Annotated in this window: 1 protein-coding gene; it reads left to right on the forward strand. The window is 48.9% G+C overall.

Features of this window, described 5'->3' with window-relative positions; translation table 11 throughout:
• A partial coding sequence (locus ACE418_RS13455; protein ID WP_416451080.1) for a transposase occupies positions 1-569 on the forward strand: 569 nt, incomplete at both ends.

The raw sequence follows: 569 nt of genomic DNA on the forward strand, positions 1-569 counted from the left end.
CATCAATTCTTGCGGTACGAAGAAAATTACCCTATCTGCAAGGAAAATGAAAACTATGGCTTGTTGCAGGCCGGTGTTGCCCAGCAGATATTGAAAGTGGCCGACCGCAGTTTTCGTTCTTTTTTCGGGCTTTTGCAGAAAGTCAAGGCAGGTGACTATCAGTCGAAAGATGTCCGCCTGCCGCACTATCGTGAAAAAGGGGGATGGTTCCATCTCGTCTTGTCGACGAACGCTATCAACATCAAGAATGGCTTCCTGACAGTGCCGATGAGCCGTGAATATATGAAACGCCATAACGGCCATCGGATTCGGATTCCTGTTCCCGACAGACTAAAGGATAAGACGATTCAAGAAGTCCGCATCTGTCCCATGTATGGCGGACGGTATTTCAAGATTCAGTATTGCTACTTACAGGACCCAGAACCGGTGAAAACCTCGCCAGACCGTGTCCTGGCTATCGACTTGGGCCTGGATAATCTGGCAGCCTGCGTTACCAATACGGGGACGTCGTTCCTCATGGACGGTCGTAAACTCAAATCTATCAACCAGTATTGGAACAAACGCAAAGC

The organism is Megasphaera jansseni (assembly GCF_047974155.1).
Classification (GTDB): domain Bacteria; phylum Bacillota; class Negativicutes; order Veillonellales; family Megasphaeraceae; genus Megasphaera.